This window comes from Massilia alkalitolerans DSM 17462, from assembly GCF_000427785.1.
Taxonomy (GTDB): Bacteria; Pseudomonadota; Gammaproteobacteria; order Burkholderiales; family Burkholderiaceae_D; genus Telluria; species Telluria alkalitolerans.
The window spans coordinates 26,285-39,725 of the sequence record NZ_ATYR01000006.1; the positions used below are offsets into that span (position 1 = coordinate 26,285).

General features: G+C 64.7%; 13 protein-coding genes. 11 read left to right on the plus strand and 2 right to left on the minus strand.

From position 1 onward, the window contains the following. Positions 1–59 precede the first annotated feature (59 nt). From pyrC to YWC_RS28765, 6 genes are all read left to right on the plus strand, one after another. A complete protein-coding gene (pyrC, locus tag YWC_RS0108170; RefSeq protein WP_027864925.1) occupies positions 60–1,109 on the plus strand; it encodes a dihydroorotase in 1,050 nt (349 codons plus the stop codon). 6 nt (positions 1,110–1,115) lie between these two features. Further along, a complete protein-coding gene (locus YWC_RS0108175; RefSeq protein WP_027864926.1) occupies positions 1,116–1,919 on the plus strand; it encodes a DUF3025 domain-containing protein in 804 nt (267 codons plus the stop codon). 10 nt (positions 1,920–1,929) lie between these two features. After that, positions 1,930–2,946 carry a Gfo/Idh/MocA family protein gene (locus tag YWC_RS0108180; RefSeq protein ID WP_027864927.1) on the plus strand — a complete coding sequence of 339 codons (1,017 nt, stop codon included), beginning with the start codon at positions 1,930–1,932 and terminating at the stop codon, positions 2,944–2,946. 66 nt (positions 2,947–3,012) lie between these two features. Beyond that, on the plus strand, positions 3,013–3,351 hold the full coding sequence (locus YWC_RS0108185; protein WP_036213726.1) for a hypothetical protein: 339 nt from the start codon (positions 3,013–3,015) through the stop codon (positions 3,349–3,351). Position 3,352: 1 nt separating this feature from the next. Next, the gene (locus tag YWC_RS0108190; protein ID WP_027864929.1) at positions 3,353–3,718 is read left to right on the plus strand and encodes a glyoxalase superfamily protein; all 366 of its coding nucleotides are present in this window, start codon (positions 3,353–3,355) and stop codon (positions 3,716–3,718) included. Positions 3,719–3,741: 23 nt separating this feature from the next. Next, positions 3,742–4,533 (plus strand): NYN domain-containing protein, encoded by a 792-nt coding sequence (locus YWC_RS28765; RefSeq protein WP_036213729.1) that lies wholly within the window; start codon positions 3,742–3,744, stop codon positions 4,531–4,533. On the opposite strand, the gene YWC_RS0108200 is transcribed toward YWC_RS28765, so the two are convergent. Both YWC_RS0108200 and recG read right to left on the minus strand, forming a co-directional pair. Further along, complete coding sequence (locus tag YWC_RS0108200; RefSeq protein WP_027864930.1) at positions 4,530–5,276, minus strand: tetratricopeptide repeat protein; 747 nt, start codon at positions 5,274–5,276, stop codon at positions 4,530–4,532. The genes YWC_RS28765 and YWC_RS0108200 overlap by 4 nt on opposite strands. An 87-nt stretch (positions 5,277–5,363) precedes the next feature. Then, positions 5,364–7,427, minus strand: coding sequence for an ATP-dependent DNA helicase RecG (recG, locus tag YWC_RS0108205; protein WP_027864931.1), 2,064 nt, complete (start codon positions 7,425–7,427; stop codon positions 5,364–5,366). A gap of 105 nt (positions 7,428–7,532) precedes the next feature. Between recG and queA the strand changes: the two genes are divergently transcribed. The 5 genes from queA to secF all read left to right on the plus strand — a co-directional run bounded on the left by queA (position 7,533) and on the right by secF (position 13,236). Then, positions 7,533–8,555, plus strand: coding sequence for a tRNA preQ1(34) S-adenosylmethionine ribosyltransferase-isomerase QueA (gene queA / locus YWC_RS0108210; protein ID WP_027864932.1), 1,023 nt, complete (start codon positions 7,533–7,535; stop codon positions 8,553–8,555). 8 nt (positions 8,556–8,563) lie between these two features. Continuing rightward, the gene (gene tgt / locus YWC_RS0108215; protein ID WP_027864933.1) at positions 8,564–9,703 is read left to right on the plus strand and encodes a tRNA guanosine(34) transglycosylase Tgt; all 1,140 of its coding nucleotides are present in this window, start codon (positions 8,564–8,566) and stop codon (positions 9,701–9,703) included. 208 nt (positions 9,704–9,911) lie between these two features. Beyond that, positions 9,912–10,244, plus strand: a complete 333-nt coding sequence (yajC, locus tag YWC_RS0108220; RefSeq protein ID WP_036213732.1) for a preprotein translocase subunit YajC — start codon at positions 9,912–9,914, stop codon at positions 10,242–10,244. Positions 10,245–10,311: 67 nt separating this feature from the next. Next, positions 10,312–12,210, plus strand: a complete 1,899-nt coding sequence (gene secD, locus YWC_RS0108225) for a protein translocase subunit SecD (RefSeq protein ID WP_027864935.1) — start codon at positions 10,312–10,314, stop codon at positions 12,208–12,210. 3 nt (positions 12,211–12,213) lie between these two features. Further along, positions 12,214–13,236 carry a protein translocase subunit SecF gene (secF, locus tag YWC_RS0108230; protein WP_027864936.1) on the plus strand — a complete coding sequence of 341 codons (1,023 nt, stop codon included), beginning with the start codon at positions 12,214–12,216 and terminating at the stop codon, positions 13,234–13,236. The last annotated feature ends 205 nt before the right edge of the window (positions 13,237–13,441 follow it).

Consider the following 13,441-nt stretch of genomic DNA (forward strand, 5'->3'; position numbering starts at 1 on the left):
GCCCCCCTCCGGTGCAGTGGCTCCGGTAGAATGTCGGCATCCGCAATCCGAGAGCCGCCATGTCCCCGATCGATACCCCTGACACCATTACCATCACCCGCCCCGACGACTGGCACCTGCACCTGCGCGACGGCGCGGCGCTGTCCAGCGTCCTGCCGCACAGCGCGCGCCAGTTCGCGCGTGCGATCGTGATGCCGAACCTGAAGCCGCCGGTCACCACCACCGCCATGGCTGCCGCCTACCGCGAGCGCATCCTGGCCGCCCTGCCGGAAGGCATGGCGTTTGAACCGCTGATGACGCTGTACCTGACCGACAACACCGATCCGGACGAGATCCGCCGCGCCCAGGATTCCGGCTTCGTCCACGCGGTCAAGCTGTATCCGGCCGGCGCCACCACCAATTCCGACGCCGGCGTCACCGACCTGAAGAAATGCTATAAAACGCTGGAAGTGATGCAGGAAGTCGGCATGCCGCTGCTGGTGCACGGCGAAGTCACCGACAACGAGATCGACCTGTTCGACCGCGAAGCCGTGTTCATCGAGCGCGTCATGCGCCCGCTGCGCAGCGCCATGCCAGTCCTGAAGGTGGTGTTCGAGCACATCACCACCAAAGAAGCGGCCCAGTACGTGGCCGAGGCGGAAGGGCCGATCGCGGCGACCATCACCGCCCACCACCTGCTGTACAACCGTAACGAGATCTTCCGCGGCGGTATCCGCCCGCACTACTACTGCCTGCCGGTGCTCAAGCGCGAGGAACACCGCCTGGCGCTGGTCACGGCCGCCACCAGCGGCGACGAGCGCTTCTTCCTCGGCACCGACTCGGCGCCGCACGCGGTGCACACCAAGTATGCCGCCTGCGGTTGCGCCGGCTGCTACACCGCGCTGCACGCGATGGAGATGTATACCGAAGCCTTCGCCCAGGCTGGCGCACTCGACAAGCTGGAAGCCTTCGCCAGCCTGAACGGCCCGGCCTTCTACGGCCTGCCGGTCAACGAAGGGACGATCACGCTCAAGCGCGAGTCCTGGACCCTGCCGGACACCGTTCCCTTCGGCGAGCACTCGCTGGTGCCGCTCAACGCCGGCGAGACCATCTCCTGGAAGATGGTGTAAGCCTGCATGCTGTCGCAGATCGACTGGTCGCGCCCGTGGTATGACGCGGTGCGGCCGGCCTGGCTGGAAGTTGCGCGGCTGGGCCTGGACGGCGATGACTTCATCGACGCTTTCAACCGCAACGCGACGGCGCTCGGTCTGCGCAACGGGGCGGGCCTGCCGCTGCGCTTCGTGCCGCAAAGCACGCTGCCGGAGGGGACGGCCTACGAGGAATTCATCGGCGCCACCGGCCAGGTCCCGACCCGCGACAACCTGCACGACTTCTTCAACGGCCTGGTGTGGCAGACCTTCCCGCTCATCAAGCGCCAGCTCAATGCCCTGCAGGCCGCCCAGATCGCCCAGGCCGGCATCGGCAAGTCGCGCGGGCCGGCGCGCGATGCCGCCACCATTTTCGACGAGAACGCCGCGCTGCTGGTCGTGCGCGAGGGGAATGGCGGACGGGCGCTGGTGGACGAACTGCGGGCCCACGGCTGGCTCTCCGCCCTCCATGACAAGCGCGCCGACTTCGAAAGCGATGTGCGAATCTGGCTGTTTGGCCACGCGCTGATGGAAAAGCTGGTCGCGCCGCGCAAGGCGATCACCGCCCATACGCGCGTCATCTTCGCCGGCGATGATGTGCTCGCGCTGGCCCCTGGCGAGCAGCGGGCCTGGCTCGACGCCCACGTGGCGGACGAGCTGGCGCGCGCAGGCTTGACGACGGCTGGCTTCACGCCGCTGCCCGTGCTCGGCGTGCCGGACTGGTGGCCCGGGCAGGACCGCGACTTTTATCTCGATACCACGGTCTTCCGCCCAAAACGGCAGACCACCTGAAAGGAATACGATGGCAAACGCAGTACGCTGGGGCATCCTCGGCACGGGCAAGATCGCGCGCGCCTTCGCCAATGCGCTGAAGGATGTGCCGGACGCCGTGCTGGCGGCGGTCGCGTCGCGCAGCCTCGACAAGGCCCAGGCCTTCGCGCAGGAATTCGGCGCCAGCGCCGCAGCCTATGGCAGCTACCAGGAGCTGGTCGATGCCGCCGGCATCGACCTGGTCTATGTCGCCACCCCGCATCCCCAGCACGCCGACAACGCCCTGATGGCGCTGCGCGCCGGCAAGGGCGTGCTGGTCGAAAAACCGTTCACCATGAACCTGCGCGAAGCCGAGCAGGTGGTGACGCTGGCGCGCTCGCGCCGCCTGTTCCTGATGGAAGCCATGTGGACGCGCTACCTGCCGGCCTTCGACGAGGTGCGGCGCATCATCGCCTCGGGCGAGATCGGCGCCGTGCGCCAGGTGGTGGCGGACTTCGGCATCACGCCGAATGCCGGCCCCGAACATCGACTCTACAATCCGGAGCTCGGCGGCGGCGCGCTGCTCGACCTGGGCATCTATCCGCTGTCGATCGCCACCGCGCTGCTCGGCCCGGTCACCGAGATCAAGGCCCAGGCCGCGCTCGGGGAAACCGGCGTCGATGTGCAGACCGGCTTCACGCTCCGGCACGAAGGCGGCGGACTGTCGGTGTGCAGCTGTTCCTTCCAGGCGCGCACGCCCTGCGAGCTGACGGTGTCGGGTTCGCGCGGCCACGTGCGCATGAACACCATGTTCCACCGCGCGACGAGCGTCACCGTCAGCCTCGAGGACGGCAGTACCCGCACGGTGGACACGCCTTACCTCGGCAACGGCTACGTGCACGAAGTGATCGAGGCGCAGCGTTGCTTCCGGGCCGGCCTGCTGGAAAGCCCGGGCATGAAGCTGGAAGAGACGCTGGCGCTGATGGGCGTGATGGACGAGATCCGGCGCCAGGTCGGCCAGGCCTACGAGAGCGACCGCAGGAGCCTGCGGCCCGCGCATGCGGCCTGAATTGACAAGCGGGAGCGCTGCGCGAATACTGGAGCGGTATCGATGACCATTCCAGCGGAGTCCCCCATGCGTATCCTTCCATCCCTCGTCCTGGCCGCCGGCCTGTTCGCTGGTAGCGCCGCCTGGGCCGATCCGGTCCCGGCCGACAAAATGGACTATGTCGGCGACTGGCAGGGCAAGGACATGCAGCTGTCGCTGTCGAAGGAAGGCAAGGTCGAATACAAGCGCGGCAGGCCGAACGACCAGGTCAACCTCAGCATCGACCTGAAGGGCTTCAAGGGGAACAACTTCGAAGCCGGCGTCGCCTTCGTGCGCACCACGTTTGTTGTCAGCAAGCCGCCGCATCGCGAGGGCGGCAAGTGGAAGATGACGGTCGACGGCGTCGAGCTCACCAGGGCCGATTGAGATGCTGCGCGCCGTCGCGCCCATCCTGCGCATCTTCGACGAAGCCAAAGCCCGCGAATTCTACGTCGGCTTTTTGGGGTTCAAGGTCGACTGGGAGCACCGCTTCGAACCCGGACTGCCGCTCTACCTGCAGGTCTCGCGCGACGGCTGCGTGCTGCACCTGAGCGAACACCACGGCGACTGCTGCCCTGGCGCCGCGATGCGCATCGAGGTCGGCGACATCGATGCCTACCACGCGGAGCTGGCGGCCAGGCAGTATGGCTACGCCCGGCCGGACATCGCCGACACCCCCTGGGGCTCGCGCGACATGTCGGTGAAGGATCCGTTCGGGAACCGGCTGACCTTTACCAACGCGATTAGTACCTGAACTATTCTTCCAGGGACGGCTTCATGACAAACGAATCCAGGGTTGCAGTCCTCGTCGATTGCGACAATACAAATCCGGCTGCTGTCGAATATGCGTTGCTCATGGTTGCGAAATTCGGCCGCGTCGTTGTCAAGCGCGGTTACGGCAACCATGCAACGCTAGCCAACAAATGGCGGGAAACTCTGGTATCGATGGCCTTCACTCCCTGCCTGCAGTATCAGTACGCAGCTGGGAAGAACACTGCCGACATGGCGCTGGCACTTGATGCGCTGGAAATTCTCTTTGATCGTCGCGCGGACTGTTTTTTTGTCGTTACCAGTGATTCTGATTTCGTCTACCTCTGCCGCAAACTGCATGAGCGCGGTGCCACAGTCTATATCGTTGGCGAAGCAAAAACTCCTTCTGCCTTGCGTAACGCAAGCGACCAGTTCTTTGAGTGGATACCAGCACCCGCTTCGCCGGCAGTGCCAAAAACCGTTGCGCGAGAAAACCCAGTACCCCAGAGGGCCGACACGTCCAGAGCGCCGGCGCAAAAATCCCGGCCGCAGTTCGTCGTCGATGCCGTCGCCTTGTTAACAAGTGATACGCCCGAGGAGAAGGTTTCTCTCGGCACGCTGGGTTTATACCTGAGGCGTACTGACCCAGGCTTCTCGCCCAATAACTTTGGCTACACTGGTCTACTCGATATGTTGAAGACGTATGAGCTTCTCTCATTGAAAAAAGAGGAGGGCGGACACTACACCGTACGCCTGGCCAGCGAGCCCGGTCCCAGAGATCAGGCGGTCAAGCAAGGTCCGCCAGTCGTGGCGGTTTAGCGCTTACCCACGGCGGTATCGAGCCGCCGGAACAGCTCCCGATGCAGGTCGAGCGTGTATTTGTTCATGTGCCGGCGCGCATGCTCGATCTCCTTCAGCTCGCGCTGCGCCACCGCCTCATCATGATTGGCGAGCGCCCACAGCGCCAGCTCGGCCCGGGCCTCGATGCTGCCGAAGCGCTCCGCAAGCGCCGAGAACTGGGCGCCGGCCTCCATCTGCCGGCCGCTGGCGGTGTAGGCCCGGCCCAGCGCCAATCCCGTTTCTTCCGGACGAAAGCCCGGCTGCTTCGCCTGCAGCGATGCCAGGAGCCCGATCGCCGCAGCCGGCTGGCCATGCGCCGCTTTCGCACGCGCGGCGCCCAGGATCACCTCGGCGTCATGGGCAAACGGCCCCTGCAGGCAGGCGTCGAATTGCGCTACCGCTTCCGCGCTTTGTCCCGCTTCGAGCAGCGCGCTGGCCAGGCGCATCTGGTTGTGCGCGGTCGGCGTCAGGTCGAAGGCCTGCCGCGCCTCGCGCACCGCGTGGCCCGGGTCGAGCTTCTTCTGCAGCGCATGTCCGGCCACCCTGGCTTGGCGCTCGAGGCGCGAATGCGGCAGGAAGACCGCCGCGAAATAGACGAAGCTGCCGAGCAGGGGAAAGGCGAACAGGATCAGCAGCCAGTACAACTGCCGCCCGGTACGCACGGCATGGACGGCGAAGAAGATGGCGACGATCAGGTGAAGTCCGAGTCCGAGGATGGGCATGGCCGTGCGTACGTGGTGGGCAAGCCGCCACGATAGCCCGGTTCGATGGCCCGATGTCTATCGGATTGTCACGGCTTGCGCTGATTCCTAGACCTTGAGGAATTCCTCGCGCCCGCCCAGCCAGCGCGTCAGGTGGGCATCGACGACCGCCATGTATTCGGGCCGGTCGCCGTTATCCAGCAGGTACTGCGCCACGTCGCGCGCCTTTTCCACGATCCACTGGTCGGTCTCCAGGTCGGCGAAGCGCAGCATCGCCTCGCCCGACTGGCGCGCGCCCAGGAATTCGCCGGGGCCGCGGATCTCCAGGTCGCGCCGCGCGATCTCGAAGCCGTCGGTGGTCTCGCGCATCGTCATCAGGCGTTGCTTGGCCACCTGGCCCAGCGGGCTCTGGTAGAGAAGTAAACACACGCTCGCAGCGGAACCCCGACCCACGCGGCCGCGCAGCTGGTGCAGCTGCGACAGGCCGAAGCGCTCGGCGTGCTCGATCACCATCAGCGAGGCGTTCGGCACGTCGACCCCGACCTCGATCACGGTGGTCGCCACCAGCACGTGGATCTCACCCGCGATGAAGGCGTCCATGATCACCTGTTTCTCGGCCGGTTTCAGGCGACCGTGCACCAGCCCCACCTGCAAGTCGGGCAGGGCTTCGGCCAGGGTCTCGTAGGTCTCGGTGGCGGTCTGCAGCTGCAGCACCTCGGATTCCTCGATCAGCGGGCAGACCCAGTACACCTGGCGGCCTTCCTGGGCCGCGGCGTGCACGCGCTCGATCACTTCGTCGCGCCGGTTCTGGTCGATGGCGCGCGTGACGATCGGGCTGCGCCCGGGAGGCAGCTCGTCGATGACCGAGACCTCGAGGTCGGCGTAATAGGTCATGGCCAGGGTGCGCGGGATCGGCGTGGCCGACATCATGAGCTGGTGCGGGACCAGGCCGTCGCTGCCCTTGTTGCGCAGGGTGAGGCGCTGGCCGACGCCGAAGCGGTGCTGCTCGTCGACGATGACGAGGCCCAGGCGCGCGAACTGCACCGTGTCCTGGATCAGGGCGTGGGTGCCGATCACCAGCTTCGCTTCGCCGGATTCGATCAGCTCCTTGGCCGCATCCTTTTCCTTCTTCTTCAGGCTGCCGGTCAGCCAGGCCACCTTCACGCCGAGCGGCGCCATCCAGGCCGCGATCTTGCGGAAGTGCTGCTCGGCCAGGATCTCGGTGGGCGCCATCAGCGCCGCCTGGTAGCCGCTGTCGATCGCCTGGGCGGCCGCCAGCGCCGACACCACGGTCTTGCCGCTGCCGACGTCGCCCTGCAGCAGGCGCTGCATCGGGTAGCTCTCGCGCAGGTCGGCGCCGATCTCCTTTACGACGCGCTGCTGCGCGCCGGTGAGCTGGAAAGGCAGGGCGGCCAGGAAGGACTCGGACAGATCGCCGACCGCTGCTAGCTGCGGTGCGCCTTTCTCGCGCCGCGCGCGCTGGGCCCGCTTCAGGGACAGCTGCTGCGCCAGCAGCTCGTCGAACTTCATGCGGGTCCAGGCCGGATGGCTGCGCTCGGTCAGTGCGTATTCGTCCACGTCCGCCGGCGGGTAGTGCAGCAGGCGCACCGAGGGCTCGAAATCCCACAGCTGCAGGCGGGAGAGAAAGGCGTTGGGCAGGGTGTCGCGCCAGTCCACCCGTTTCATGGCGTCGTTGATCGCGCGCCGCAGCACCGTCTGCGACAGGCCTTCGCCGGCCGGGTAGACCGGCGTGAGCGAGGTAGGCAGCGGCGCGCCCTCGTTGATCACCTTGTAGGTGGGGTGGACCATCTCGGCCCCGAAGAAGCCGTGTTTCAGCTCGCCCCGGGCACGCACCCTCACGCCTTCGGACAATTGCTTGACCTGGCTGCCGTAGAAATTCATGAAGCGCAGCTGCAGTTCGCCCGTGTCGTCCGAAATCTGTACCAGCAGCTGGCGCCGCGGCTTGTAGCTGATTTCATTCCTGACCACGACCCCTTCGACCTGCCAGGTCTGCAGGCCGCGCATGCTGGCTTCACGAATGGAGACGACCTTGGTCTCGTCCTCGTAGCGCATCGGCAGGTGCAGCACCAGGTCCATGTCGGTGCGCAGCCCTAGCTTGGCGAGCTTGGATTCAACAGTTTTGGGGGCGGATGTGGTCTTTGGGGCGGGCATATTGCGGCATTCAGGCGGATGCTGGCGTAAAATAGAGGGTTCGCCGCACGCATTGCAGCCTCTATTGTAAGGCTGTCAGCATCCATTTTCCCAGAATTGACAACAATGTACTCGCTTTCCGATTTCGATTTCGACCTGCCGCCAGAGCGGATCGCGCAGCATCCGCTGCCGGACCGGAGCGCCTCGCGCCTGCTGCAGCTCGATGGCGACCAGATCACCGACCGCCATTTTGCGGACATCGTCGACCAGCTCCAGCCGGGCGACCTCCTGGTGATGAACAATACGCGCGTATTGAAGGCGCGCTTCTTCGGTGTCAAGGAAACCGGCGGCCAGGTGGAAGTGCTGGTCGAGCGGGTGCTCGACAACCGCACGGTGCTGGCGCAGGTGCGCGCATCGAAGTCGCCCAAGCCAGGCAACCGCATCCGCCTGGCCGACGCCTTCGACGTGACGGTGGGCGAGCGCGCCGGCGAGTTCTTCACCCTGCACTTCGAAGGCGACGTGTTCGAGCTGATCGAGGCCCACGGCCGCCTGCCGCTGCCGCCCTACATCGAGCACAATGCCGACGAATTCGACGAACAGCGCTACCAGACCGTGTATTCGAAGGAGCCGGGGGCGGTGGCCGCGCCGACCGCCGGACTGCACTTCGACCAGCCGCTGCTGGACCGCCTGGCCGAGAAAGGCATCAAGCTGGCGTACGTGACCCTGCACGTGGGCGCCGGCACCTTCCAGCCGGTGCGGGTCGAGGACCTGTCGGCGCACCAGATGCACTCCGAGTGGTACACGATTCCCCAAGAGACGGTGGATGCGGTGCGGGCGGCGAAAGCGCTCGGGCGCGACGTGGTGGCGGTAGGCACCACCAGTCTGCGCGCGCTGGAATCGGCGTCGCAATCGGGCGAACTGAAGGTGGGCAGCGACGACACGGCGCTGTTCATCACGCCGGGCTACACCTTCAAGACCGTGACCCGCCTGATCACCAATTTCCACCTGCCCAAGTCGACCCTGATGATGCTGGTGTCGGCCTTTGCCGGCTACCACGAGATCCGCAAGGCCTATGCCCATGCGATCGCCAACGAATACCGCTTCTTCAGCTATGGCGACGCCATGCTGCTGACGACTGCCTCACGCTAATAGATACCATGCTCGAATTTACCCTACTGAAGAAAGACACCAGCGGCCTGTCGCACGCGCGCCGCGGCCGCCTGAAGCTCAACCACGGCACCATCGAAACCCCGATCTTCATGCCGGTCGGGACCTATGGTTCGGTCAAGGCGATGGATCCGGTCGAGCTGAAGGAAGTCGGCTCGCAGATCATCCTGGGTAACACCTTCCACCTGTGGCTGCGCCCGGGCACGGCAGTGCTCGACAAGTTCGGCGGCCTGCACAAGTTCATGGGCTGGGATGGCCCGATCCTGACCGATTCGGGCGGCTTCCAGGTGTTCTCGCTGGGCGCGATGCGCAAGATCACGGAAGAGGGCGTCAAGTTCGCCTCGCCGATCGACGGCTCGCGCCAGTTCCTGTCGCCCGAAGTGTCGATGCAGATCCAGCGCTCGCTGAACTCGGACATCGTGATGCAGTTCGACGAATGCACCCCCTACGAGATCGACGGCCGCCCGGCCACCGCCGAGGAAGCGGCCAAGTCGATGCGCATGTCGCTGCGCTGGGCCCAGCGCTCGATGAACGAGTTCAAGCGCGGCGAGAATTCGAATGCGCTGTTCGGCATCGTCCAGGGCGGCATGTACGAGCACCTGCGCGACGAGTCGCTGGCGGGGCTCGAGGACATCAATTTCCCGGGCCTGGCGATCGGCGGCCTGTCGGTGGGCGAGCCGAAGGAAGACATGCAGCGCATCCTGGCCCACGTCGGCCCGCGCCTGCCGGAGAACAAGCCGCATTACCTGATGGGCGTCGGCACCCCGGAAGACCTGGTCGAGGGCGTGGCCAACGGCGTCGACATGTTCGACTGCGTGATGCCGACCCGGAATGCCCGCAACGGCTGGCTGTTCACGCGCTTCGGCGACGTCAAGATCAAGAACGCGCGCTACAAGGACGACATGGCGCCGCTGGACGAGAGCTGCGATTGCTATTGCTGCAAGAACTTCTCGCGCGCCTACCTGCACCACCTGCACCGTTCGAACGAGATCCTGGGCGCGCGCCTGAACACCATCCACAACCTGCACTTCTACCTGAAGATCATGCAGGAGATGCGCGACGCGATCGATGCGGACCGGTTCAACGAGTTCCGGATCCAGTTCCGGGCCGACCGCTCGCGCGGGGTGTAAGCGGGCGCTTACTGCTGAGTTTGCATGAACAAGGGCTCTCCTGTACGGTAGAGCCCTTTTTTATTCGGCCAGCAGGCTCTGCACTTATTTTTCCATCAACATCTTGCAATTAGGAATTGCAAGCCTACATACCCTCAGATTGTCCCGGGCCCCACCGCCGGTGCTAGAATATACCGCTTATTTTTTAATCCTCACAATCGGAGTCCTTGTGTTCATTTCCAACGCGTACGCGCAAACGACGGCTGCAGCCGATCCTGGCCTGATGGGTAGCCTGACCACTTTCCTGCCGCTGATCCTGATGTTCGTGGTCATGTATTTCCTCATGATCCGTCCGCAGCAGAAGCGCCAGCGCGAGCTGAAAGCGATGATGGACGCACTGACCAAGGGCGACGAAGTGGCGACCGCCGGCGGCATCCTGGGCCGCGTGGTCAAGGTGGCCGATACCACCGTGACCCTGGAAATCGCGACCGGTACCGAAATCGTGGTCCAGAAGAACGCAGTGGTGACGCTGCTGCCGAAAGGCACCCTGAAGGCACTGTAAGGCTAGTTAAGCACCATCAGCGGCCTTCCGGGGCCGCATCGTGCCCAACATTGAACGCTGGAACACTATGAATCGCTATCCCGTCTGGAAATATCTATTGATCGCCGTCGCGCTCCTGCTGGGTGCGCTGTACACGGCGCCGAACTACTTCGGCGAATCGCCGGCACTGCAGGTCACTACCGGTAAAACGACGGTCAATATCACCAGCGCCACCGTCGGCCTGGTCGAAGATGCACTCAAGCGCAACGGTGTTCCAGCCACAGCAATCGCCCTGGAAGGCACCGGCAACAGCACCGCGGTACGCGCGCGCTTCGCCAGCCCCGACGCCCAGTTCAAGGCCAAGCTGGCGCTCGAACGCGACCTGAATCGCGACAAGGACAATCCCGACTACATCGTCACCGTCAACCTGGCGAAGAATACCCCGGCCTGGATGGAAGCCATCGGCGCCAAGCCCATGAACCTGGGCCTGGACCTGCGCGGCGGCGTGCACTTCCTGCTGCAGATCGACAGCAAGGCCGTGCTCGACACCAAGGTGAAGGGCCTGCAGGCCAGCATCCGCAGCCAGCTGCGCGACGCCAACATCCGCCACGCCGGTATCGAGCGCGTCGGCAACACCATCGAAGTGCGCTTCCGCGAGAACGGCGTCCGCGCCGAAGCCCGCGCCGCGCTGGCCAAGCAGTCGCAGGACCTGGTCTTCGCCGATGCCGCCGACGGCACCGAGCTGAAGCTGGTCGTCAGCCTCAAGCCGGAAGCGGTGCGCCGCACCGTGGAAGACGGCGTGAAGCAGAACATCTCCACCCTGTCCAAGCGTATCAACGAACTGGGCACCACCGAGCCGCTGATCCAGCAGCAGGGCGCCGACCGCATCATCGTCCAGCTGCCGGGCGTGCAGGACGTGGCGCGCGCCAAGGACATCATCGGCCGTACCGCCACCCTGGAACTGCGCATGGTCGACTCGACCGTGACCCCGGGCACCGAGCTGACCGCCGCGATTCCGCTGAACTCGGAGCTGTTCACCGAAGGCCGTGGCGCCCCGGTCGTGGTGTCCAAGGACATCATCCTGACCGGCGACTACATCTCGAGCGCTGTCGCCAGCTTCGACCAGAACCAGCAGCCGGCCGTCTCGATCGACCTGAACGGCGACGGCGGCCGCCGCATGCGCCTGGCCACCCGTGAAAACGTCGGCAAGCGCCTGGCGGTCCTGCTCAAGGAAAAAGGCCAGTACAGCGTGCCGACCGCCCCGGTCATCAACCAGGAACTCGGTTCGACCTTCCAGATCACGGGCATCGGCAGCATCGAAGACGCCAACGAGCTGGCGCTGCTGCTGCGCTCGGGCGCGCTGTCGGCGCCGATGGAATTCATCGAGGAACGCGTGATCGGCCCGCAGCTGGGCGCCGAGAACATCGAGCGCGGCCTGCATTCGACGCTGTGGGGCTTCGTGGCGATCGCGGCCTTCATGATCATCTACTACCACCTGGTGGGAACGGTCAGCGCGATCGCGCTGGCGGCCAACGTGCTGTTGCTGCTGGCCCTGCTGTCAATGCTGCAGGTCACCCTGACCCTGCCGGGTATCGCGGCAATCGCGCTCACGCTTGGCATGGCGATCGACTCCAACGTGCTGGTCAACGAGCGCATCCGCGAGGAACTGCGTGCGGGCGCCACGCCGCAGGTGGCGATCAATGCCGGCTACAAGCACGCCTGGGACACGATTTTCGACTCCAACGTCACCGCCCTGATCGTCGGCCTGGCGCTGCTGATCTTCGGTTCCGGTCCGGTGCGCGGCTTCGCCGTGGTGCACTGCCTGGGCATCCTGACCTCGATGTTCTCGGCCGTGTTCCTGTCCCGTGGCCTGATCAACCTCTGGTATGGCCGCAAGAAGAAGCTGACCCATATCTCGATCGGCACGGTCTGGAAAGAAGGCTTTACGCCCAACAAGCAAAACGCGACTCAGGGAGCGCAGGACTAAATCATGGAATTTTTCAAGATCAAACGGGACATCCCGTTCATGCGCCACGCCGTGATCCTCAATGTGATCTCGGTGGTGACCTTCCTGGCGGCGGTGTTCTTCCTGGTGACCAAGGGCCTGCATTGGTCGGTCGAGTTCACCGGCGGCACCGTGATGGAACTGCACTATCCCCATGCGGCGGACCAGGAAAAGATCCGCACCACGCTGCGCGGCATCGGTTACGAAGCGCCTGAGGTGACCGGTTTCGGCACCGCCCAGAGCGTCCTGCTGCGCCTGCCGATCGTCGAAGGCCAGGACCAGGCCGGCACCTCGAGCCGCGTCTTCAACGCGATCTGCTCCTCGGAGCAGGGCAAGCCCACCGTCGCCCAGGTCACGACCGACAAGGGCGAGATGGTCAACCGCACCGCTTGCGTGACCGCGGACAACAAGGAACTGGTCAGCCTGCAGCGTGTCGAATTCGTCGGCCCGGCGGTCGGCGACGAGCTGGCGCAGAACGGCCTGAACGCACTGATCATGGTGGTGATCGGCGTGATCATCTACCTGTCGGTGCGCTTCGAGTGGAAGTTCGCGGTCTCGGCAATCATCGCCAACCTGCACGACGTGGTCATCATCCTGGGCTTCTTCGCCTTCTTCGAGTGGGAATTCTCGCTGACGGTGCTGGCGGCGATCCTGGCGGTGCTGGGCTATTCGGTCAACGAATCGGTCGTCATCTTCGACCGAATCCGCGAAATGTTCCGCAAGCAGCGCAAGATGAGCGTGCCGGAAGTGATCGACCACGCGATCACCAGCACCATCTCGCGTACCATCATCACCCACGGCTCGACCCAGATCATGGTGCTGTCGATGCTGCTGTTCGGCGGCCACGCGCTGCACTACTTCGCCATGGCGCTGACCATCGGCATCTGCTTCGGCATCTATTCCTCGGTGTTCGTCGCCGCGGCCCTGGCCATGTGGCTGGGCATCAAGCGCGAAGACCTGATCAAGCCGGTCAAGGAAAAGGACGAGACCGACGGCGCCGTCGTCTAAGCATCTCCAAAAGCCGACAAACATGCCGCCCCGGCCCTGCCGTGGCGGCATGTTTTACATCCAGATCAAACCAGTGTGACAATTTGGCAGTTTATGTGTGGTAACGCACAGAGCCGTAGAATGCCCATCCCTATAGTGGACCTGTCTCTTTCAGGACATCCCTAGTTTTGGACTTCACCCGCTCCCCAACCGGAGCGGGTTTTTT